Origin of the sequence: uncultured Duncaniella sp., from assembly GCF_910577345.1 — a bacterium.
In the GTDB taxonomy this organism is placed as follows: Bacteria; Bacteroidota; Bacteroidia; order Bacteroidales; family Muribaculaceae; genus Duncaniella.
The window spans coordinates 17,719-38,724 of the sequence record NZ_CAJTMT010000020.1; the positions used below are offsets into that span (position 1 = coordinate 17,719).

The following is a 21,006-nucleotide window of genomic DNA, read 5'->3' on the forward strand; positions in this document are numbered from 1 at the left end:
TATAACTTTCAAAAACTTACCCTAAACGGCTAATTTACTATGAATTAGTAGCTCACACCGTATATCGGCGGTAATCCGGGCCGTTGAAGGTTATAATGACTTTTTTAACGACATGAATCTAAGTAAGCGAATCACATTTCTTACCCTTGCAGCGGCCTTCTCGCTCGGAGCTATGGCCGACAGCAAGCCCTACATCTCTCAGGTATGGTCACCCGACCTCGGTAACGGACAATACAAGAATCCCGTCATCAACGCCGACTACTCCGACCCGGACGTGGTTCGCGTAGGTGACGACTACTACATGACCGCATCCAGCTTCTGCGACATCCCCGGTCTGCCCATCCTCCACTCGAAGGACCTCGTCAACTGGACACTCATCGGCCACGCAATCGCCGAAATGCCTGAATATGCACAGGCAGCCCCCGACCCCAGCCACGGCAACCATGTGTGGGCGCCCTCTATCCGCTACCACAACGGCGAATTCTACATCTACTACGGCGACCCCGACCTCGGCATCTTCATGACCAAGACCAAGAATCCCGCAGGTCCCTGGGAACCCCTCGTACACGTCTATAAGGCCAAGGGCGTCATCGACACCTGCCCCTTCTGGGACGAGGACGGCAAGGCATACATTGCCCACGGCTATGCCGGAAGCCGCGCCGGAGTCAAGAGCATCCTCGGAATGATTGAAATGACCCCCGACGGAAAATCGACAATCGGTCAGGACCGCGTCATCTACGACGGCCACATCGAGAACGAGACCATCGAGGGCGCAAAAATGTATAAGGTAGGCGATTGGTACTACATCTTCTCACCCGCCGGAGGCGTTGCCACCGGATGGCAGGAAGTGCTCCGCTCGAAGAGCCCCTGGGGCCCCTACGAAGTGCGCAATGTGATGGATCAGGGCAACACTCCCGTCAACGGCCCTCACCAGGGTGCATGGGTCGACACCCCTGACGGTCAGGAACACTGGTTCCTCCACTTCCAGGACAAAGGCCCTTACGGCCGTGTGGTTCATCTCCAGCCAATGACTTGGAACAACGACGGTTGGCCCGTAATCGGTGTTGACCCCGACGGCGATGGCCGCGGCGAGCCTGTCATGAAATACCGCAAGCCCAACGTCGGCAAGACCTATCCCGCCGTCAACCCCGTTGAAAGCGACGAATTCGACTCGACCACACTCGGTCTCCAGTGGCAGTGGAAGGGCAATCCCAACGCCCTCTGGCACTTCTGCGAAGCCAACACCGGAACACTCCGCCTCTTCTCCCAGAAGACCACCGACAGCCCCCGCCTCTACGACGCATCCAACCTCCTGCTCCAGAAATTCCCTGCCGAGAACTTCACCGCTACCACAAAGGTGCAGTTCCATCCCCGCAAGCGCAACGGCAAGATTGATGCCGGTGAGCGCGCAGGTCTCGCAGTCATGGGCTACAACTACGGCGCAATCGCAATCAACAGCCGCGCCGACGGTATCTATCTGACTGAAGTCATGGCCGAAAGCGCCAACAAGGGTAAGGAAGAGAAGGAAATCAAGGCCGTGAAAATCGACGGCGACAAGCCCCTCTATCTCCGCGTCACCGTCAAGAACATCGGTCCGAAGAATCCTAAGGAAAAGGATGATTTCAAGGGTCAGGCTGTGTTCTCCTACAGCTTCGACGGCAAGAAATTCACCGAGTTCGGCGAACCTCTCAAGCTCACCTCCGGCCACTGGATCGGCTCGAAAGTCGGTCTCTTCTGTGTCCGCGACTGGGAGAGCAACGACAGCGGCTGGCTCGACGTCGACTGGTTCAGAATCACAAAATAATCATCTGTTCTGAAAATGAAAATCCGAATCATATCCCTTATTCTGCTGCTTGCAGGCATCGGCAGTTCGCTCGGTGCCGCGGCAGCCGAGTATAAGCGTGAGATTTACGTCAATCAGGACGGCTCCGGCGACTACACTACAATCACCGAAGCCCTTGAAGGAATCCGAGCCTATATGGACTACGAAGTGACCGTCCATATTGCCGACGGAATCTATAAGGAGAAAATCGTCATCCCCTCCTGGCTTAAGAACGTGAGCTTCATCGGTGAAAGCCCCGAAAAGACTGTCATCACCTTCGACCATCACGCAAACATTGACAAGATGGGCACCTTCCGCACATATACCGTCAAGGTCGATGCCTCCGACATCCTTTTCAAGAATCTCACCATCGAGAACAATGCCCCGCAGCTCGGTCAGGCAGTGGCTCTCCACACCGAAGGCGACAAAATCCGCTTCATAAACTGCCGTTTCCTCGGCAATCAGGACACCATCTTTACAGGTGGAAAGAACTCCCGCCTTTACTTCGCCGACTGCTACATTGAGGGTACAACCGATTTCATATTCGGCCCCGCGACAGTCTATTTCAAGGACTGCGAGATTTTCAGCAAGCGTGACTCCTACATCACCGCCGCCTCGACACCCGAGGACGTGAAATTCGGCTACATCTTCGACAATTGCAAGCTCACCGCCGCCGACGATGTGAAGAAAGTCTACCTGGGCCGGCCCTGGCGTCCCTACGCCCACACCGTGTTCATCAACTGCGACATGGGCAAGCACATCCGTCCCGAAGGCTGGCACAACTGGAACAACACCGACAACGAGCGCACCGCCCGCTACGGCGAGTATGGTTCGCGCGGCGAAGGCGGCTCGCAGACCGGACGTGTCAATTGGGCCATGAAGGTCAGCGACAAGGATGCTGCCGCCTGCCTCGACACCACCGAGGTCTTTGCAGTGACAACCGGCTGGAATCCTGCTGATTGACGTAATCATCAATTCCCCTCCTCATCAATTCTCTCCTTTACATCTTAATCTTACCAATAACTAATCAAATCACTATACAATTTAATCATGAAAGCTTTAAACAAACTCACCGCTCCCAAGGCAGTGGCACCTGAAAGAATCATCCAATTCGGCGAAGGCAACTTCCTCCGCGCATTTGTTGACTGGATCATCAAGAACATGAACGACAAGACTGACTTCAACTCTTCAGTCGTTGCCATTCAGGGTACACCCGATGCATTTGTAATGCAGCTTCTCGAAGGCCAGGATTGCCTCTATCACGTCAATCTCCAGGGCCGCCTCAACGGTGAGGTAGTGAACTCGCTCACCCGCATCGACGTCATCTCGCGCGGTCTCAGCCCCTTCACCCAATTTGACGCCTTCCTCGCTCTCGCCGACCAGCCCGAGATGCGTTTCGTCATTTCAAACACCACTGAGGCCGGTATCGCCTTCGACCCCGAATGCAAGCTTTCGGACCGTCCCGCCGCTTCTTATCCCGGCAAGCTCACCCAGCTCCTCTACCGTCGTTTCAAGACTTTCAACGGCGCTGCTGACAAGGGCTTCATCATCATGCCCTGCGAGCTTATCTTTGAAAACGGCCACCACCTCAAGGAAATCATCAACAAGTACATCGAACTCTGGAAAGACCAGTTCGACGGCGACTACGAGGAATTCAAGACCTGGTTCAACACCTACTGCTACGTCTGCGCAACCCTCGTTGACCGCATCGTTCCCGGATTCCCCCGCAAGGAAATCAACGAAATCCAGGAAAAACTCGGCTACAAGGACAACATCGTCGTTCAAGGCGAAGCTTTCCACCTCTGGGTCATCGAACGTGCTTCCAACATCTCCATCGAGCAGCTCCGCGCCGAATTCCCCGCTGAAAAGGCCGGTCTCGAAGTGCTCATCACCGATTCTGAGGCTCCCTACCACGAGCGTAAGGTTACCCTCCTCAACGGCCCGCACACTGTCCTCTCGCCCGTTGCCTTCCTCAGCGGCGTGAACATCGTGCGCGATGCCTGCAACCACCCCGTAATCGGCAAATACATCCACAAGGTGCAGTTCGACGAACTCATGCAGACCCTCAACCTCCCCATGGAAGAGCTCCAGAAGTTCGGTAGCGACGTTCTCGAACGTTTCAACAACCCCTACGTTGACCACCAGGTGACTTCAATCATGCTCAACTCCTTCCCGAAATATCAGACCCGCGACCTCCCCGGCCTCAAGACTTACCTCGAGCGCAAGGGCGAACTTCCCAAGGGTCTCGTGCTCGGTCTCGCTGCCCTCATCACTTATTATAAAGGTGGCAAGCGCGAAGACGGTACCGAAATCGTTCCGAAGGACGACCAGAAAATCATGGATCTCCTCACCGAACTCTGGGCTACCGGCGACACCCGCAAGGTTGCTGAAGGCGTACTCGCTGCCAAGGATCTCATCTGGGGCGAAGAACACGGCGACCTCAACGCCATCCCCGGTCTCACCGACCTCGTCACCGAGTATCTCAACTCCATCCAGGAGAAGGGTATGCTTGAGACCGTTAAAGAAGTTGTTGAAGCATAATCCAAGGCCCGAATGAAGGACTTTCTTAAAATCAATCCCGCCGACAACGTTGCAGTCGCCATCAATCCGCTCGCCGCGGGGACGACTGTCAACGTCGACGGTGACGAAATCACCCTCGTCAGCGACATCCCCGCAGGCCATAAGTTTGCCCTCCGCGACATCGCCGACGGTGAGAACGTCATCAAATACGGCTTCCCCATCGGCCATACCCGCCATGAGGTGAAGCGTGGTGCATTCCTCGACCACAACGACATCAAGACAAATCTTGAAGGTCAGCTCGACTATTCCGACATCACCATCGACAATCCCTCGCCCGAAGCTCCCGGTGCAGCCAACAAAGGCACCGAAGCCACTTTCATGGGCTACGAGCGTCCCGACGGTCAGGTCGGTATCCGCAACGAAATCTGGGTCATCCCGACAGTAGGTTGCGTCAACGGCATCGCCAAGCAGATTGTCGACCGCCTCAACGCCGAGACAAAGGCTGAAGGAGTAGACGGCATCTTCGCCTTCCCCCACAACTACGGCTGCTCACAGCTCGGCGACGACCACGAGAACACCAAGAAGATTCTCCGCGACATGGTGCTCCACCCCAACGCAGGTGGTGTCCTCGTCATCGGTCTCGGCTGCGAGAACAACCAGCCCAAGGTCTTCGAAGAATTCTGTGGCGACTACGACCGCACCCGCGTGAAATTCCTCGTATGTCAGGAAGTCGAGGGCGACGAAGTTGAGGCCGGTCTCACCATCCTCCGCGACCTCTACAACCAGGCCCGCAACTTCAAGCGCACCGAACAGCCCGCTTCCAAGCTCCGCATCGGTCTGAAGTGTGGTGGCTCTGACGGCTTCTCCGGCATCACAGCCAACCCTCTCCTCGGCGAATTCTCCGACTGGCTCTGCGAACAGCAGGGTGGCACCACCGTGCTCACCGAAGTTCCCGAGATGTTCGGTGCCGAAACCATCCTCATGCGCCGCTGCGCCGACAACGAGCTTCTCGGCGAAACCGTATCGCTCATCAACAACTTCAAGGAATACTTCCTCAGCCACGGTGAACCCGTAGGCGAGAACCCCTCGCCCGGCAACAAGGCAGGCGGTATCTCCACCCTTGAGGAAAAAGCCCTCGGCTGCACCCAGAAGTCAGGCAAGAGCCCCGTCTTCGGTGTGATGGAATACGGCGAACGCATCCACAACCACGGCCTCAACCTCCTCTCGGCTCCCGGCAACGACCTCGTCGCTTCCACCGCCCTCGCCGCAGCAGGTTGCCAGATGGTGCTCTTCACCACCGGTCGCGGTACCCCCTTCGGCACATTCGTCCCCACTATGAAGGTATCGACCAACTCAGGTCTTGCAAAGCGCAAACCCACCTGGATCGACTTCAACGCCGGACGTCTCGCCGAGGACAGCACCATGGCCGACGTGCTTGCCGACTTCATCGCCTACGTTCTCAAAGTAGCATCCGGCGAGGAAGTGAACTCCGAAAAGAGCGGCATCCACGAAATCTCCATCTTCAAGAATGGTGTGACACTCTGATAATCCATTCCAAAGCCCTTTAAGGATACAACAAATTTAAGGTCGTTAAGCCAACCGACTTCAACGACCTTAAATTTCACCTTCACGGTCCGGCCGGGGCTACGGAATCCACCGGATTCTCCTCCTCAACACATAAAAATCTCCCCTAACCCTACCTTTAACCCTTAAAATTTACACTCATGAAACCCTTCATGGACGAAAACTTCCTGCTGCAGACCGAAACAGCACAGAAGTTATATCACGAACACGCTGCAAAGATGCCCATCATCGACTATCACTGCCACCTCATCCCCAAGATGGTAGCCGATGACCACAAATTCAAGTCAATCACTGAAATCTGGCTCGGCGGCGACCACTACAAATGGCGCGCAATGCGTTCCAACGGTGTTGAAGAGCGCTTCTGCACCGGAACAGACACCACCGACTGGGAAAAATTCCAGAAGTGGGCCGAGACAGTTCCCTATACCTTCCGCAACCCCCTCTACCACTGGACACACCTCGAGCTCAAGACTGCTTTCGGTATCGACAAGCTCCTCAACCCCGAGACTGCCCGTGAAATCTTCGACGCTTGTAACGACAAGCTCCTCAACGATCCCAACATGACCGCCCGTGGCCTCATGCGCCGCTACAACGTTGAGGCCGTCTGCACAACCGACGATCCCGTCGACTCGCTCGAATACCACAAGCAGGTGCGCGACAGCGGCTTCGAAATCAAGATGCTCCCCACATGGCGTCCCGACAAGGCTATGGCCGTAGAGAATCCCGCCGAATTCCGCGCCTACGTTGAGAAACTCGCCGAGGTTTCAGGCGTTGAAATCAACAAGTTCAAGGATATGGTCGACGCACTCCAGAAGCGTCACGACTTCTTCGAGGAAATGGGCTGCCGCCTCTCCGACCACGGTATCGAGGAATTCTATGCAGAGGACTTCACCGACGGCGAAATCGAAGCCATCTTCGACAAGGTCTACGGCGGAAAGGAACTCACCAAGGAAGAAATCCTCAAGTTCAAGAGCGCAATGCTCATCGTCTTCGGCGAAATGGACTACGAGTCAGGCTGGACACAGCAGTTCCACTACGGTGCCATCCGCAACAACAACACCAAGATGTTCAAGCTCCTCGGCCCCGACACCGGTTTCGACTCAATCGGCGAATTCACCACTGCAAAGGCTTGTGCCAAGTTCCTTGACACACTCAACACCCGTGGCAAACTCACCAAGACCATCCTCTACAACCTCAACCCCTGCGCCAACGAAGTTATCGCCACTATGCTCGGCAACTTCCAAGACGGTTCCGTTGCAGGTAAGATCCAGTTCGGTTCAGGCTGGTGGTTCCTTGACCAGAAGGACGGCATGGAGAAGCAGATGAACGCACTCTCACTCCTCGGCCTTCTCAGCCGCTTCGTCGGTATGCTCACCGACTCCCGCTCGTTCCTCTCTTATCCGCGTCACGAATACTTCCGCCGCACCCTCTGTAACCTCGTGGGCAACGACGTTGAAAACGGTCTCATCCCCTACACCGGCTACGAAGAGCAGCGCGTCAACCAGATGATCGAGGACATTTGCTACAACAATGCTAAAAACTACTTCAAGTTCTAAAGTATGGCTGCAGTTACAACCCCTCTCGCGGCTGCGAACCAGAAGATGACCAACTTCCGTTGGACAATCTGCGCCCTGCTTTTCCTTGCAACGACTGTCAACTACATGGACCGCCAGGTGCTCTCACTCACCTGGAAAGAGTTCATCTCCCCTGAATTCCACTGGACCGACGCCAACTACGGTCTCATCACCGCAGTCTTCTCCATCGTCTATGCCGTGGCCAACCTTCTTGCCGGCCGCTTCATCGACTGGATGGGCACCAAGAAAGGCTACCTCTGGGCCATCGGCGTATGGTCGGCCGGTGCCTGCCTCCACGCTGTCTGCGGTGTGGCAACCGAAGCCACCCTCGGCCTCCACGATGCCGCCGGTCTTGTAAAGGCCACCGGCGACATGGCTATCACCATCGCCACCGTGTCGGTCTACTTCTTCCTTGCAGCCCGTACCATCCTCGCCCTCGGTGAGGCCGGCAACTTCCCCGCTGCAATCAAGGTTACAGCTGAATACTTCCCCAAGCGTGACCGTGCATACGCAACCTCAATCTTCAACGCAGGTTCTGCCGTAGGCGCTCTCATCGCTCCCTTCACCATTGGCCCGCTCGCCAAGTTCTTCCAGAGCATCGGCTGGGGCAACGGTTGGGAAATGGCATTCATCATCATCGGTGCCCTCGGCTTCATCTGGATGGGCTTCTGGATTTTCCTCTACAAGAAACCCGCCGAGAATCCCCACGTCAACGCCGCCGAGCTCGCCTACATCGAGCAGGACGACGATGCCGCCGATGAAACAGCCAAGCAGAAGGCAGAGATCGAGGACAGCGAGACTGCAACCATCCCCTTCTTCAAGTGCTTCAAGTATCCCCAGACATGGGCCGTGTTCTTCGGCAAGTTCCTCACCGACGGTGTATGGTGGTTCTTCCTCTTCTGGACTCCTGCCTACATCACCGATGTGTTCAAACTTTCCACTTCGTCAGGCGAGGGTATGCTCATGATATTTGTCCTCTACCTTATCACCATGCTTTCAATCTACGGTGGCAAGCTCCCGACAATCTTCATTGACCGTGCCGCACGCAAAGGTATCCACATCGACCCGTATGCAGCCCGTATGCGCGCCATGCTCATCTTTGCAGTGTTCCCCCTCCTTGCGCTTCTCGCACAGCCCCTCAGCTCCATGTCCCCCTGGCTCCCCATCATCATCATCGGTATCGCCGGTGCTGCCCACCAGTCATGGAGTGCCAACATCTACTCTGTTGTAGGTGACATGTTCCCCAAGTCAACCATCGCGACCATCATCGGTATCGGTGGCATGGCAGGCGGTCTCGGATCATTCCTCATCAACTACTGCTCAGGTATCCTCTTTGACTATTCTGCCCAGACCAACATGTCGTTCATGAGCTTCACCGGTAAACCCGCAGGCTACTTCATCGTATTCTGCATCTGTGGTGTCGCTTACCTCGTAGGCTGGATCATCATGAAGCTCCTCGTTCCCCGCTACAAGAGAATCGAGGCTTAAAAATCATTCCCGAAACATCCCCCGACCTCACTCCGCAACCGATGAGTGATGTCAGGCTGAAAAATCCTTGGAATCCCTGTCATTATTCGTGTCACGGATTCCAAGGATTTTCCATTATTACTGCATTTCAACCATGAATCAAGCCGTCAATCCGCAAGAATAATTGAATTTATGTCTGATTTCAACCATATTTGACCGATTTCATACCATCTCGCAACACATAAAGCCGTAAATTTGCAATCGAACCTCACCTGACATCAACGACGTATGAAACTTAAATCTATCCTTGCTTCCACAGTCCTGCTACTGTCGCTCCCGTCAATATCAGCCGACGAGCTCTTCTCCTATTCTACCCCTGACGGAAAGTCCGGTCTGCGCCTCGCCTCACGCATCAGCCCGGATTCTGAATGGGAATCTATCGGAAACGGCTACAACTTCGTCAGCTCCGACTTCGGTCCCTGGGGCAGCCATAAGAAAATGTTCGCTCCTCGGCTCTTTGTCAATGCAGCCGACTCCTCATGGGTCTGCGTGTGGGATGCCATGCCAGACGGCGAGGTGACTGCACTTGCCGTGTCGCCCGACCTTATCTCGTGGCAACCGCAACGCTACTTTGCAAACCGTCTCGACCTCCCGCGCGACATGCGCCCGCTCAATCCTCTCACTCCCGATTCCGCAAACATCGGCAACACCCTTGTCAAAGGCTACCGTCAGGATGTGAGCCCGGAGCTGATAGCCACCCTCAGAAACTACGTCAGTCGGCGCGACAGCCTCTCCACACTTTATAGCCAATGTGCGAAAGACGACTCCATCCGCTTTGCCGGACTTGGAAATGTAAGCTTCACCGCTGTCGCAGACCCGCAGGGAGCCTACCCAATATCCGATAAACTCATCGGAATTTTCTTCGAGGACATCAACTATGCCGCCGACGGAGGTCTCTATGCCGAGCTCGTCCAGAACCGCGACTTCGAATACACCCCCTCCGACCGCAAAGGAGACCAGACATGGAATTCCACCCACTCATGGACAATGACCGGCAACGGTTCAATGACAGTCTCCACCGACTCCCCCATCCACCCCAACAATCCCCATTACCTCTCCGTCAACGGACCGGCCATAATCGCCAATTCAGGCTACGATGGAATAAGTGTGGAGAAAGGCCGGAGCTATCGTTTCTCAATATCGGCCCGTAGTTCCCGCACCCTTCCGCTCCGAGTGTCAATCGTTGCGCCCGACGGCTCCATTATCGGCAATGCCAAAATCAAAATCAAACCGTCCGACGGTTGGACCGGTTACACAGCTACCATCAAGACCGGTCGCTCCGCCTCCGGCTCACACCTTGAACTCGACTTCCCCGCCGGAGCGCAAGCCGACATAGACATGGTGTCGCTCTTCCCCGCCAACACATTCAAGGGTCGCGTCAACGGACTGCGCAATGACCTTGCGGAAACACTTGCTGTCCTCCGTCCGAAATTCGTCCGCTTCCCCGGCGGTTGCGTGGCCCACGGCAACGGAATCGACAACATCTATGATTGGAAAGGTTCGATCGGCCCACTCGAAGCCCGTAAGCCACTCCGCAATCTCTGGAACTACCATCAGACACGCGGACTCGGCTACCACGAATATTTCCTCTTCTGTGAAGACCTCGGAGCTGAACCCCTCCCCGTCCTCTCTGCCGGTGTGCCCTGCCAGAACTCAGGCCTCCCCGGTCACCATTCCCATGAACCCCTCACCACTTTCGGTCAGCAGTGCGGCATCCCGATGGAGGAGATGGACAGCTATGTCCGCGACATTCTCGACCTCATCGAATATGCCAACGGAGATGTCACCACGACGTGGGGAGCAAAACGCGCCGAAGCCGGTCACCCCGAACCTTTCAATCTTAAATACATAGGTATCGGCAACGAAGACCTCATCTCCGACGTCTTCATCCCGCGCTTCAAAATGATTTTTGATGCAATCAAGGCCGAATATCCCGACATCACAGTCATCGGCACCGTCGGCCCATTCTACGAAGGCTCTGACTACGATGCCGGATGGAAACTCGCCGAAGAACTCGGCATACCTATGGTCGATGAGCACTACTATGTCCACCCCTCGTGGATGATACACAATCAGGACTACTACGATAACTACCGCCGCAACTCCACCGGTGTCTATCTCGGTGAATACGCAGCCCATCTCCCCGGCCGTCCGAGCAACATTGAGACAGCCCTTGCCGAAGCGCTCTATCTGACCTCGGTTGAACGCAACGGTGATGTGGTAGCCATGACCTCCTACGCTCCTCTGCTCGCCAAGGAGGGACACACCCAATGGCGCCCCGACCTCATCTACTTCAACAATGACTCCGTATTCCCCACCGTCGACTATCACGTCCAGAAAATGTTCGGCAGCAACAGCGGCACCAGCTACATCCCCTCGCCGCTCAACGTCAACTCAACCGACAGCGATGTCACAGCCCGTATCGGCATCTCGACCGTCTTTGACCGGGAAAACGGAGACTATATCGTGAAACTCGTCAACCTCCTCCCCGTCAGCGCCACCGGCACCATCGACCTCACCCCCCTCGGGATAGACATCCGCGAAGTGAAAGCCACCCGGCTCTCCGGCAAACCGGCGGATTCCAAAGCCACTCCCGAGGATGTTACCCTGCCACTCCCCACACTCACCCTGCCACCCTACTCCTTCACCCTATTCCGCGTGAAACCCTGAGCCATCTCTCAGCCCGACCCCCAGAAACTACTGTGTCACGCACAAATATTTGCGCGTGACACAGTAGGTGATAGCCCATCTAAATCCACTCTCCCTTAACAGAATTATGACTTTTATATGATTTTTTTCACCAAATTTTAGCCGAGTTTCAAAGAAAAGCGCTACATTTGCATCGTATAAATTTTTCGTATAAATTATCTAATCAAATTAATCTATCATGGCTTACGTTATTACCGACTCTTGCGTGGCTTGCGGCACTTGCCAGCCCGTTTGTCCCGTTGACGCTATCTCTGAAGGCGACATCTACCACATCGATCCCGATACTTGCATCGAGTGCGGTTCTTGCGCAGAAGTTTGCCCCAGCGACGCTATCATCCCCGGCGAATAATCAACACGCACGACGTCTCAATTTTTATCAGACAAGACTTCAAAAGCTGCTTCCATGTGTTCTACAGCATGGTTGCAGCTTTTTTTCATTTTTTTCATCCGCCCTATCAAATTAAATTATTACATTTGCACCGTTAACCAAATCAAATAAAAATACCTTTTCAATTAATTTCTTTTATCATGGATATTAACACCATTCTCAACAACCTGGAAGCCAAGCATCCGGGTGAAAAGGAATACCTTCAGGCAGTCAAAGAAGTTCTCATCTGCGTTGAAGATGTCTACAACCAGCATCCTGAATTTGAAAAAGCAAAGATCATCGAGCGCATGGTCGAGCCTGACCGCATCGTCACTTTCCGCGTGACCTGGGTCGACGACAAGGGCGAAGTTCAGAACAACATCGGCTACCGTGTCCAGTTCAACAATGCCATTGGCCCGTACAAAGGCGGCATCCGCTTCCATGCTTCTGTAAACCTTTCTATCCTTAAGTTCCTCGGCTTCGAGCAGACATTCAAAAACGCTCTCACCACTCTCCCCATGGGCGGTGCAAAGGGCGGCAGCGACTTCTCACCCCGCGGTAAGAGCGACGCTGAAATCATGCGTTTCTGCCAGGCCTTCATCCTCTGCCTCTGGAAGAACCTCGGTCCCGACCGCGACGTTCCCGCAGGCGACATAGGTGTAGGCGGTCGTGAAGTCGGCTACATGTACGGTATGTACAAGAAACTCGTCAACGAATGCACAGGTACCTTCACCGGCAAGGGTCTCGACTTCGGCGGTTCACTCATCCGTCCTGAAGCAACCGGTTTCGGCGCTCTCTACTTCGTGCAGAGTATGCTCGACGAGAAGAAAGACAGCATCAAGGGCAAGACAGTCGCTGTTTCCGGCTTCGGCAACGTGGCTTGGGGTGCCACCCTCAAGGCTACCGAACTCGGCGCTAAGGTTGTCACCATCTCAGGTCCTGACGGCTACATCTACGATCCCGACGGCATCTCCGGCGAAAAGATCGACTACATGCTCTATCTCCGTGCAACCGGCGAAGACATCGTTGCTCCCTACGCTGAAAAATATCCCAACGCCACATTCTTCCCCGGCCGCAAGCCTTGGGAACAGAAGGTGGACATCGCCCTCCCCTGCGCTACTCAGAACGAAGTAGACGGCGAAGACGCAAAGAAACTCGTTGCCAACGGTGTTGAACTCGTTGCTGAAGTTTCCAACATGGGTTGCACACCCGAAGCCATCGACACATTCCTCGCTTCAAAGACAACCTACGCTCCCGGCAAGGCTGTCAACGCAGGCGGTGTGGCCACTTCAGGTCTCGAAATGAGCCAGAACGCCGAACACCTCCAGTGGAGCGCTGAGGAAGTTGACCGTCGTCTCCATGAAATCATGAAGAATATCCACACCCAGTGCGTTAAGCACGGCACTGAGCCCGACGGCTACATCAACTACATGAAGGGCGCCAACATCGCCGGCTTCATGAAGGTTGCCAATGCAATGATGGGTCAGGGTATCATCTAATCACCCGTCTGCAACCATCAGACCATACCAACAAGGCGGCTATACCGGTCACGGTACAGCCGCCTTTCTTGTCATCACCCCCTTATGTCCCCGATGGAAGGGCACAAAAGGACGCATGATGGTGGAAGGGTACATAAGGACATAAGGTCAGAAGTGACAAAAGGATTTATACTGCAGCGAAGGCCTGTCCCAAATTGAAATGGAAGGGCACATAAGGACATAAGGTCAAAAGTAACAAAAGGATTTATTCCTGCATCAACGTATGATTGCTGAATAAACCCTTTATTTTTCTATATACAAATTATCTGTATATAAATTTTCTGTATATAAATAAGTATACGCTTCCCTTTATTTTTCCTGCCTAAAAAACTTTTGTCTCTTCTGACCTTATGTCCTTATGTACCCTTCCACCATCGTGCAGGAAAAATCCTTTTGTCACTTCTGACCTTATGTCCTTTTGTACCCTTCCATCATGCGTCCTTATGTACCCTTCCACATTCAGGAATCAATCCGAGGAGGAATTATCTCCGTACTCTTCCAGATAGGCTTCGCAGGCGAGTTTCAACTCATCATACCACTCCTTGCCGAAATGCGCCGTCAGAGGCCCTTCGAGGAACTGATAGAGTCGTATTCCAAGCTTCCGACCAAGCTGCTCGGCCGACTTGCATATCTTCCAGCGGTGATAATTGACAGCCGTGAAACTCGGATAGACCGTCAATCTCACCGGATACAACGCACACGACGCAGGCTTACGGAACGTCCCCGTCTTGCCCTCGTTGAACGCACATTCAATCGCGCACTGGCACAAGCCACCGGGAGCATAGCAGGTATAGATACAATTGCGTCCATCGACAATCTGCGTCACAAGGTCACCGTCCGGGTCAAGATAGCTCGTTCCCTCCTCGGCAATGCGCTCCTTCGCCGACGGAAGCAGCTTATCCTCAAAGCGAGGCAACAGGCGGTCAATCTCATCCCGCTCCTCCTCCGTCAGAGGTGCGCCGGCATCACCCTCGATGCAACATTCTCCCTTACACTTTTCAAGGTCGCAGCAGAAAAAAACTTCCGCAAGGTCAAGCGACACCAACGTATCCTGTATCTGTAACATAATTTCTTCTGTTTCTTCCATTGTCAATAAATTGTAATTCTAATTGCCCGACACAACCATTCCGACCCCTATCAGACGGTCGAAGCGCGAACCGCGCGGACGGTGATAGACCTTGACCGTATATTCATTCGTGGTCTGGTGAAAATCACCCTCCACAGGCCCTGTCGCCCCTTTTTCCGAGCCGGAAGGCACTGTCAGATAATTGTAGTTATACGCTCCCTGTTTCAGCAGAAGCGACTGTTCGTAGCGCCCGGTCGCATGATTGTAGACCATCCGCGACAGCGGGTCAAAACGCCGTTGCGTCAGGTCGCCGTCGATGAAAATGTCGGCATCCGGAAGCTCCGGCATCTCAAGAGCGAAATTGGTCATCACATAGTCAGCCTCCGTGTCCGAACGCGACGACGAATATTCACGGATGAAAAACCGTCCGTGCTGCGTGCTGTCATAGCTGTAAGACTCGCCCGCGCGGGGGGTATCCGTGTAAAGCCACATATTATATATCGGCGACTCGTAGGTGATATTCTCCACCCTCATCCCCGGATAGGAGGTCGACACCGTCTCGAAGCGCCTGTATTCGTTACCCGCATCAAAAATCAGCGGACGCAGATGCTCGTAGATGACTCGGTTTCCGAGCACCCTCTGCGGAGCCGTCAAGACCACTTCATTGTCGAGTCTGCCGTTCTGACTGACAACGACCTTAAGGTCATTGAACGGGTCGTCAATACCGGCCACATGCTGAATGTCAACGGTGAAATCCACCTGCTGATGGCTGCGGTTGGCATCAATATCAGTCAGCGAGCTAACCCCGACGAACACTCCCGCCGAGAAATCGCTCACCCCGAAACGTGCCTGCAGCAATGTCTCCTCAGGATCGCTCTCATCGTAGACGCGGAGCAGATAATTTCCCGGCTCGGTGATGCGCACCTCACGGTTGGGGATAGTGATTGTGTAGTGGACATAATGCACGAGCGTGGCGCGCGAGAACTCATAGTCCTCCACTGCCCCCTCGTTGAAACCGTCAAGGAATTCCGACGCGACAAGTCCCTCCGGCTGCCAATAGGCATCGCAGTGGATTAGCTCATAGCGCATATATCGTCGGTCCTCGCTGATTTCGTCGAAGCTCACGGTCACACGGCTTGCCGGATCATCGAGGCGGATGACCGGAGGAGCAAATTCATTCCCCTCGAGAGTGACCTTCAAGGTTTTGAATGCCGGATTGACTATGCGTTGCGACATGTCCATCTCCTCCGCCCTGCCGGAAATGGCAAGACAGAGTGCAGCAACGGCGGTCAGCACCATCCGCTTCAACCTGCGCTTAGAAACCATCGGCTTCGAGCTGACGGTGAAGAATTTCCACACCATCCGTGATAAGGTCGATACAAGGTCTGCGTCCCGGCTGCTTAAGTTCACGGCAAATGTAGGAACCGTTCATTTCCTTGAACGCATCCATCGGCTGACGGACCTTCGCATAAAGAGCCGGACGTGCAAGCGAGTCATGGACCAGTCCGGTCACCATAGTCACACCCGACATGACACCGCAGACATCTCCCTGCGCGCCAAAGCCGCTACCGAATCCGGCCGCAATGCGCGAAAGCATTTCAGGGTCGGCATCAGCGACATCGTCAAACACCATGGCCACACACTGGCAGCAGTTCTTGCCCTCCTTTCTGAGCTGACGGGCACGCTCCTTGCGTTCTTCTAACGTATATTTCATAAATTGATGCTGTTTTTTTGTTGTCAATATCACATCCCGCAGGCTCCTGTCCCGCACCAGTCAATCGGCTTCTCTCCGCGAGATTGCAGATAGGCATTGGCGCGCGAGAACGGACGGCTGCCGAAAAATCCCCTCGACGCGCTCAACGGCGACGGATGGGGCGATGTGATGACGCAATGGCGCGAACGGTCAATGAACTCACCCTTGCGCTGCGCGTAGGCACCCCAGAGGATAAACACCAGTCCCTCCCGTTCCGTAGCTAATTTGCGTATGGCCGCATCGGTGAATGTCTCCCAACCCTGATTCTGATGCGATGCGGGCGCTCCGGCATCGACAGTCAGGGTGGCATTGAGCAGCAACACCCCCTGACGGGCCCAGAAACTCAGGTCGCCCGACTGCGGAGCCTTGCAACCGAGGTCATCCTCAAGCTCCTTGTAGATATTGCGGAGCGAACGCGGAAGATCCACCCCCGGATTGACCGAGAAACTCAGCCCGTTGGCCTGACCGTAGCCCGGATACGGATCCTGACCGAGAATCACGACCTTCACATCCTCGAACGGACATGCATCGAAGGCCGCGAAAATCTTCCCTGCCGGCGGAAATACCTGACGCGTCGAATAGCGCGAGCGCACAAAATCCGTCAGTTGTCTGAAATAATCCTTGTTCCATTCATCGGCCAGCGCATTTTTCCACGACGGCTCAATCCTTACGTCCATTGGTCATTAAATTTTAATTTTACTTCTTTGCAAAAATACAAAATTTTCACTAATTTTGCACTCCTGTGAAACGAAACTCGCTCCACAAGGGCATGTTCCCGTAGTTCAATGGATAGAATATCGGATTCCGGTTCCGACGATTAGGGTTCGACTCCCTACGGGAATACTATTTTTTCAGCCACTGCCACAAAGGTCAATGCCACGCTCCCAATTTTTTGGATTTTTCAAAAAAAGCGTTACCTTTGCAGTGCAAAATGTTATTTTGTACCATGGCCGCTCGAATGGTGGAATGGTAGACACGAAGGACTTAAAATCCTTTGGTCATTGCGACCGTGCGGGTTCAAGTCCCGCTTCGAGCACCGCAAATATCCGCAAGTGATTGTCTGTTCAACACATGCGGATATTTTTTTACAAGTTCCAATAGCCCTCCTGAATCACATTCATTACCTGTTCTCTTATTCCAATAGGCTTTCAATCAGCCTTACCGTCATCTTCACATCCCCCCTATGTTTTCCAATAGACTCTCTTCCGCTTTCCTCGCCTGCCTTCCCCTGCTGACCATACTGCTTGCCATGTTCGCGGGCTGCTCCAATCAGACGGAAATAGCTCCCGCCGATGAGGAGGAGACCTTCATGCTCGTTGCCCTCCCCGGAAGCGAAGGTCGCTACGATGAAGCCGTCACCCTAAGCGATTCGCTCCTCTCCAACTGCGAGATGAGCGACACTCTGCGTGGCTATCTGATGATTGAACGGCTTGTTGCCCTCATCAACAGCGGAAAGATAGAAGCCGCGCAATCCTACGCCGACACTCTTATCACTTTCGGCCACCGGACCGGTTTCGGGGAGGCTGAGATGCAGGGCGAACAGTGCCGTGGCATATCATTCCGTCGCAAAGAGCTCTTCGATTCGGCCATCGCCTGCTACCGTCGAGGTCTCGATATTGCCATCCGCGAGGAAAACATGGAGATGGAACAGACCTTCGCTGATGTTCTTGCCGTCATCTACGCGGAGACCGACCGTTGCGACGAAGCCCATGAATTCGGCCAACGCTCGCTCCGGATGGCCGAGGAACTGGCCGACACCACCGCAATCCTCTCGGCAGTCAGCACAATCGGCGGTATCTACATGAAGGAAAGCCGCCATGAGGAGGTCATCAAGACCCTCCGGCCCTTCTATCCGCTTGCCCGGAATGCCTCTCCACTCTATCTCATCAAGTTCCTTACACCCGTCGTGCGCGCCTACATCGCCCTCGATTCCGTAGCCGCCGCGCGTGAGACCATCGCAATGATGGAGGGGGCAACTGCCTTCCTTCCCCCGACACATCAGGCATCGACAGTGGTCCTGACAGCCAAAGCCTCCCTTGCGGAACATGAGAAACGCTATCCCGACCAGTGGGAACTGCTCATGGCCATTGACTCGCTCGGCACCCACGGGAAACCCCGCAATCTCATCCTGCTCGAACATGCCGAATGTCTCGCAAAGATGGGCCGTCACAAAGAGGCTCATGCCAAATCCATGGAAGCCTACCACATCCTCGACTCCATCCGCCACAGCGAAATAGACACTCAGCTAAGCGACCTCTCCGTGCGCTACGACACTCTCAACAAAGAGATGGAAATCCAGCGCCTCAGCCGTCAGCACTGGATTCTTGTCAGCATCATCCTCCTCTGCATCATCCTTCTCGGGACAGGAGCCGTGCTCGTAACAAACGCGCGCCGCCGCCACCTCCGCCGGCTTGAACTTGAAAAACAGCAGGAATACATCCGCGGTCTCGAACAGGAACGTGCCCGCATGGCCCGCGAACTCCACGACGATGTGGCCGGTGACCTTGTAGGCCTCCAGTGCGAACTCGAAATCGCCAATCCGGGCGCAAACGGTTGCCGACTGCAGGAGATAGCCGACAAAGTCCGCAGACTCTCCCACGAACTGATGCCTCCGCAGTTCGCCTCCGAAACACTCACATCCCTGCTCCTCGACTACGTCGCTCACCACAACTCGACCCATAACACACCACGCCTCAGCATCACTGACGAAGGCTCTTTCGACTGGAAATCACTTCCCGCCGGGACAAGCCACGAACTCTACCGCATCATTCAGGAGAGCGTCAACAATGCCCTCAAACATTCGGAGGCCACCTACATAACCATCACCCTCGACGGCAACGAACGCTTTTCGCTGTCGGTGACCAACGACGGTGTCACCGACATTGACGCCTCTCCCGGCGACGGAATCGGAACACGCACCCTCCGTGCGCGCGCCGAAATCATCGGTGCCTCCATCGAAATCATTGTGAACGACGGCACCTACACTCTCAACATTACCCAACGATGAAAACACTACTCGTAATAGACGATCATCCCATAGTACTTGAAGGAATCCGCAGCATCCTCACGCGCCGTGGTTTCAGGGTCCACAAGGCCGGAACCCGCCAGCAAGCCATGGCCATCATGAAGGAATTCAGCGATATCGACATGGTCGTGTCCGATCTCACCCTCTCCAACGGCACAGACGGACTCGACCTCATCGAACGTATGCGTGCCGAGGGCTTCTCGAAACCTGTCGTGGTCTACACGATGCACGAAGAGCTGTGGAACATTGCCCGCCTGATGAAATCTGATGTCGAAGGTATCGTCCTCAAAGGCGAGAACCTCAACGAACTCGTGCTTGCCATCCGCCTCGTGTCGGAAGGTAAGACCTACCGCAGCTCGGCTTTCGACCGCCGATGCCGGGAAGTCATGCAGACCGACGGAATATTGTCCTCGAAAGACATCGAAGTCCTGCGCCGTCTCTCCGCAGGCGAAAGCAACCGCGACATTGCCCAGGCTCTCGGACTGAGCGAGAAGACTGTTGAATACCATCGCGGAAACATCCTGAAAAAACTCTGCTCGAAAACCATGCTCGAAGCCACACGCCGCGCCGTCTCGCTCGGAATCATCCGCCTCATCATCGCCATCGCCCTCTCAGCTACCGCCTCAGCTACCACCAATGCCTCTGACATCACACCGAAAGCCGTAGACCTCGGGCTGAGCGTCCTCTGGGCCGACCGCAACCTCGAAGCCACACACCCCTACGAAAGCGGCGGCTTCTATGCCTTTGGCGAGACATCCACCAAAGAGGTCTACAACTGGTCGACCTACACCCACTGCGACGGCAGTTTCGAAACCTGCCACGATCTCGGAACCACCGACATCAGCAACACCATCCATGATGCAGCCTCGGTCATTTTGGGCGACGGATGGCGCATCCCGACCGACGAAGAGCAGAGGGAACTTTTTGAAACTGCAAGTTATTCGGAATCTGTGGTTGAAGGCTACGGCAACATCCTCACGCTCACGGCCGCAAACGGAAATTCCATCTCGCTACCGATATGTGGCTACATGAGCGAAGGCCGCGTAATCTACGCCAACTTCAACGGCACCTATCATTCATCGAACTGCGAATTTTCCGTTGAGGAGATTCCTGCCTTCGGTATTGTCGCCAAAGTGATTTCCCCTATCTATACCGCCATTAATTCCGGTGTAATCCTACCGTCGATGATGGGCTCGGCACAGCTCGGTTTCAGCATCCGGCCTGTAAAAGACAAGGACAATTCAGCAATCGACACTCCGCTCATGAACCCTAAAACCATTACAGGAATCTACGGCATGGACGGCACATCATTCGGGACCGATTTTGAGAATGTCCCGACCGGAATATGCATAATTGTCTATTCCGACGGCTCGACCGAGAAAAAAATCAAGCGCTGATGCATCAAAAATCAAGCGCCGGGCCATCCGTCCTACACGATAAAACTGTAAATTTGCATCCGGAAACAGCAACATCGCAAAAAACAGACGATATTGGAAACAGCGACATTGCAAAAACAAACGA

General features: G+C 54.4%; 15 protein-coding genes and 2 tRNA genes. 13 read left to right on the forward strand and 4 right to left on the reverse strand.

The window, feature by feature from the left end:
* Nucleotides 1-112 precede the first annotated feature (112 nt).
* The 9 genes from QZ310_RS09355 to gdhA all read left to right on the forward strand — a co-directional run bounded on the left by QZ310_RS09355 (nucleotide 113) and on the right by gdhA (nucleotide 13,602).
* Nucleotides 113-1,804, forward strand: a complete 1,692-nt coding sequence (locus tag QZ310_RS09355; RefSeq protein ID WP_297072242.1) for a glycoside hydrolase 43 family protein — start codon at nucleotides 113-115, stop codon at nucleotides 1,802-1,804.
* A 15-nt stretch (nucleotides 1,805-1,819) separates the two neighbouring features.
* Complete coding sequence (locus tag QZ310_RS09360) at nucleotides 1,820-2,785, forward strand: pectinesterase family protein (protein ID WP_297072243.1); 966 nt, start codon at nucleotides 1,820-1,822, stop codon at nucleotides 2,783-2,785.
* An 87-nt stretch (nucleotides 2,786-2,872) separates the two neighbouring features.
* Entirely contained in the window at nucleotides 2,873-4,363 is a 1,491-nt protein-coding gene (locus QZ310_RS09365) for a tagaturonate reductase (RefSeq protein WP_297072244.1), read from the forward strand.
* Between the two features lie 12 nt (nucleotides 4,364-4,375).
* Nucleotides 4,376-5,887, forward strand: a complete 1,512-nt coding sequence (locus QZ310_RS09370) for a UxaA family hydrolase (protein ID WP_297072245.1) — start codon at nucleotides 4,376-4,378, stop codon at nucleotides 5,885-5,887.
* 179 nt (nucleotides 5,888-6,066) lie between these two features.
* Nucleotides 6,067-7,482: a glucuronate isomerase gene (uxaC, locus tag QZ310_RS09375; RefSeq protein ID WP_297072246.1), complete on the forward strand. Its 1,416-nt coding sequence runs from the start codon at nucleotides 6,067-6,069 to the stop codon at nucleotides 7,480-7,482.
* Between the two features lie 3 nt (nucleotides 7,483-7,485).
* On the forward strand, nucleotides 7,486-8,988 hold the full coding sequence (locus tag QZ310_RS09380) for an MFS transporter (protein ID WP_297072247.1): 1,503 nt from the start codon (nucleotides 7,486-7,488) through the stop codon (nucleotides 8,986-8,988).
* Nucleotides 8,989-9,255: 267 nt separating this feature from the next.
* Entirely contained in the window at nucleotides 9,256-11,697 is a 2,442-nt protein-coding gene (locus QZ310_RS09385) for an alpha-L-arabinofuranosidase C-terminal domain-containing protein (protein WP_297072248.1), read from the forward strand.
* A gap of 217 nt (nucleotides 11,698-11,914) precedes the next feature.
* On the forward strand, nucleotides 11,915-12,085 hold the full coding sequence (locus tag QZ310_RS09390) for a 4Fe-4S binding protein (RefSeq protein WP_297072249.1): 171 nt from the start codon (nucleotides 11,915-11,917) through the stop codon (nucleotides 12,083-12,085).
* A gap of 179 nt (nucleotides 12,086-12,264) precedes the next feature.
* Nucleotides 12,265-13,602, forward strand: a complete 1,338-nt coding sequence (gdhA, locus tag QZ310_RS09395) for an NADP-specific glutamate dehydrogenase (RefSeq protein WP_297072250.1) — start codon at nucleotides 12,265-12,267, stop codon at nucleotides 13,600-13,602.
* A gap of 505 nt (nucleotides 13,603-14,107) precedes the next feature.
* Here the strand turns inward: gdhA and QZ310_RS09400 are convergent.
* The 4 genes from QZ310_RS09400 to ung are packed head-to-tail and all read right to left on the reverse strand — an operon-like array spanning nucleotide 14,108 to nucleotide 17,137.
* A complete protein-coding gene (locus tag QZ310_RS09400; protein ID WP_297072251.1) occupies nucleotides 14,108-14,707 on the reverse strand; it encodes a DUF3109 family protein in 600 nt (199 codons plus the stop codon).
* Nucleotides 14,708-14,746: 39 nt separating this feature from the next.
* The gene (locus QZ310_RS09405) at nucleotides 14,747-16,069 is read right to left on the reverse strand and encodes a DUF5103 domain-containing protein (protein ID WP_297072252.1); all 1,323 of its coding nucleotides are present in this window, start codon (nucleotides 16,067-16,069) and stop codon (nucleotides 14,747-14,749) included.
* On the reverse strand, nucleotides 16,023-16,421 hold the full coding sequence (locus QZ310_RS09410; protein ID WP_297072253.1) for a C-GCAxxG-C-C family protein: 399 nt from the start codon (nucleotides 16,419-16,421) through the stop codon (nucleotides 16,023-16,025). The genes QZ310_RS09405 and QZ310_RS09410 overlap by 47 nt, the downstream gene beginning before the upstream one ends.
* Before the next feature lie 29 nt (nucleotides 16,422-16,450).
* Nucleotides 16,451-17,137: a uracil-DNA glycosylase gene (ung, locus tag QZ310_RS09415; RefSeq protein ID WP_297072254.1), complete on the reverse strand. Its 687-nt coding sequence runs from the start codon at nucleotides 17,135-17,137 to the stop codon at nucleotides 16,451-16,453.
* Between the two features lie 94 nt (nucleotides 17,138-17,231).
* On the opposite strand from ung, the gene QZ310_RS09420 reads away from it, so the two are divergent.
* From QZ310_RS09420 to QZ310_RS09435, 4 genes are all read left to right on the forward strand, one after another.
* Nucleotides 17,232-17,303 (forward strand) — tRNA-Arg (locus tag QZ310_RS09420).
* 109 nt (nucleotides 17,304-17,412) lie between these two features.
* A tRNA-Leu gene (locus QZ310_RS09425) sits at nucleotides 17,413-17,496 on the forward strand.
* 147 nt (nucleotides 17,497-17,643) lie between these two features.
* Nucleotides 17,644-19,467, forward strand: a complete 1,824-nt coding sequence (locus QZ310_RS09430; RefSeq protein WP_297072255.1) for a histidine kinase — start codon at nucleotides 17,644-17,646, stop codon at nucleotides 19,465-19,467.
* Complete coding sequence (locus tag QZ310_RS09435) at nucleotides 19,464-20,882, forward strand: response regulator transcription factor (RefSeq protein ID WP_297072256.1); 1,419 nt, start codon at nucleotides 19,464-19,466, stop codon at nucleotides 20,880-20,882. Before QZ310_RS09430 ends, QZ310_RS09435 begins: the two co-directional genes overlap by 4 nt.
* Nucleotides 20,883-21,006: the final 124 nt, after the last annotated feature.

Coding starts and splice junctions, on each gene's coding strand:
- gdhA (WP_297072250.1), top strand. CDS start 12,265: ATGGATATTAACACCATTCTCAACAACCTGGAAGCCAAGCATCCGGGT.
- QZ310_RS09365 (WP_297072244.1), top strand. CDS start 2,873: ATGAAAGCTTTAAACAAACTCACCGCTCCCAAGGCAGTGGCACCTGAA.
- QZ310_RS09380 (WP_297072247.1), top strand. CDS start 7,486: ATGGCTGCAGTTACAACCCCTCTCGCGGCTGCGAACCAGAAGATGACC.
- uxaC (WP_297072246.1), top strand. CDS start 6,067: ATGAAACCCTTCATGGACGAAAACTTCCTGCTGCAGACCGAAACAGCA.
- QZ310_RS09410 (WP_297072253.1), bottom strand. CDS start 16,421: ATGAAATATACGTTAGAAGAACGCAAGGAGCGTGCCCGTCAGCTCAGA.
- QZ310_RS09400 (WP_297072251.1), bottom strand. CDS start 14,707: ATGTTACAGATACAGGATACGTTGGTGTCGCTTGACCTTGCGGAAGTT.
- ung (WP_297072254.1), bottom strand. CDS start 17,137: ATGGACGTAAGGATTGAGCCGTCGTGGAAAAATGCGCTGGCCGATGAA.
- QZ310_RS09405 (WP_297072252.1), bottom strand. CDS start 16,069: ATGGTGTGGAAATTCTTCACCGTCAGCTCGAAGCCGATGGTTTCTAAG.
- QZ310_RS09370 (WP_297072245.1), top strand. CDS start 4,376: ATGAAGGACTTTCTTAAAATCAATCCCGCCGACAACGTTGCAGTCGCC.
- QZ310_RS09390 (WP_297072249.1), top strand. CDS start 11,915: ATGGCTTACGTTATTACCGACTCTTGCGTGGCTTGCGGCACTTGCCAG.
- QZ310_RS09355 (WP_297072242.1), top strand. CDS start 113: ATGAATCTAAGTAAGCGAATCACATTTCTTACCCTTGCAGCGGCCTTC.
- QZ310_RS09385 (WP_297072248.1), top strand. CDS start 9,256: ATGAAACTTAAATCTATCCTTGCTTCCACAGTCCTGCTACTGTCGCTC.
- QZ310_RS09360 (WP_297072243.1), top strand. CDS start 1,820: ATGAAAATCCGAATCATATCCCTTATTCTGCTGCTTGCAGGCATCGGC.
- QZ310_RS09435 (WP_297072256.1), top strand. CDS start 19,464: ATGAAAACACTACTCGTAATAGACGATCATCCCATAGTACTTGAAGGA.
- QZ310_RS09430 (WP_297072255.1), top strand. CDS start 17,644: ATGTTTTCCAATAGACTCTCTTCCGCTTTCCTCGCCTGCCTTCCCCTG.